Origin of the sequence: Coprococcus sp. OM04-5BH (assembly GCF_003482105.1) — a bacterium.
Taxonomy (GTDB): domain Bacteria; phylum Bacillota; class Clostridia; order Lachnospirales; family Lachnospiraceae; genus Coprococcus.
Genome location: NZ_QULM01000009.1, coordinates 1,434 through 3,147, shown reverse-complemented (window position 1 = coordinate 3,147; position 1,714 = coordinate 1,434). Strand labels below are relative to the sequence as shown.

Annotated in this window: 1 rRNA gene (running past one end of the window); it reads right to left on the bottom strand. The window is 50.9% G+C overall.

Going from position 1 to position 1,714, the window contains the following annotated elements:
• Nucleotides 1-33 precede the first annotated feature (33 nt).
• A 23S ribosomal RNA gene (locus DXB54_RS11740) occupies nucleotides 34-1,714 on the bottom strand; it runs 1,276 nt beyond the window's last position.

Below are 1,714 nucleotides of genomic sequence, written 5' to 3'. Positions count from 1 at the left end.
TTCCAATACTTCAAAGCAATCATCCTAACCTCTAAGGATAAGTCTTCGACCTATTAGTACTTCTCAGCTGAGTGCGTTACCGCACTTACACCCGAAGCCTATCAACCTTGTAGTCTTCAAGGGGTCTTATTCCGAAGAAGGGATATCTAATCTTGAGGGGGGCTTCACGCTTAGATGCCTTCAGCGTTTATCCCTGCCGAACTTGGCTACTCTGCCATGCTGTTGGTACAACAACAGATACACCAGCGGTTCGTCCATCCCGGTCCTCTCGTACTAAGGACAGCTCCTCTCAAATATCCTACGCCCACGCCGGATAGGGACCGAACTGTCTCACGACGTTCTGAACCCAGCTCGCGTACCGCTTTAATGGGCGAACAGCCCAACCCTTGGAACCTGCTACAGCTCCAGGATGCGATGAGCCGACATCGAGGTGCCAAACCACTCCGTCGATGTGAACTCTTGGGAGTGATAAGCCTGTTATCCCCAGGGTAGCTTTTATCCGTTGAGCGATGGCAATCCCACTTTATACCACCGGATCACTAAGTCCTACTTTCGTACCTGCTCCACCCGTCGGTGTCGCAGTCAAGCTCCCTTCTGCCTTTGCACTCTTCGAACGGTTTCCAACCGTTCTGAGGGAACCTTTGAGCGCCTCCGATACTCTTTCGGAGGCGACCGCCCCAGTCAAACTCCCCGTCAGACATTGTCCCCCGGCCGGTTTACGGCCGCAGGTTAGAAACCCAGTACTGTAAGGGTGGTATCCCAAGGTCAGCTCCATGACAACTGGCGTCATCATTTCCTAGCTTCCCACCTATCCTGTACAGACAGTACCGAATCCCAGTATCAAACTGGAGTAAAGCTCCATGGGGTCTTTCCGTCCTGGCGCAGGTAACCAGCATCTTCACTGGTATTTCAATTTCACCGGGTGTGTTGTTGAGACAGTGCCCAAATCATTACGCCTTTCGTGCGGGTCGGAACTTACCCGACAAGGAATTTCGCTACCTTAGGACCGTTATAGTTACGGCCGCCGTTTACTGGGGCTTAAATTCAAACCTTCGCTTGCGCTAAGCTCTCCTCTTAACCTTCCAGCACCGGGCAGGCGTCAGCCCATATACCTCACCTTTCGGTTTTGCATAGACCTGTGTTTTTGCTAAACAGTTGCTTGGGCCATTTCTCTGCGGCCACATCTCTGTGGCACTCCTTCTCCCGAAGTTACGGAGTCATTTTGCCGAGTTCCTTAACAACACTTCTCCCGCCGGCCTTAGGATTCTCTCCTCATCCACCTGTGTCGGTTTACGGTACGGGCACATATAAAACAATAGCGGCTTTTCTTGGCAGCTAGCTCACCAGCTTCTCTACTCTAGTTCGATCCACATCACGTATTCTCCTTAAGTGACGGATTTGCCTGTCACTCGGATACCTCGCTTGTACCGGCTTTTCCATTTCCGGCTCTGGCTTTCTCTCTGCGTCCCCACAGTTCTGTTTATATGCGGTACAGGAATTTCAACCTGTTATCCATCGACTACGACTTTCGTCCTCGCCTTAGGCCCCGACTTACCCAGGGAAGATCAGCTTTACCCTGGAAACCTTAGATATTCGGCCTTTAAGATTCTCACTTAAATCTCGCTACTCATTCCGGCATTCTCTCTTCTTACAGATCCACTGCTCTTTTCAGTACAGCTTCGTCTCTGTAACAATGCTCCTCTACCAATGTATT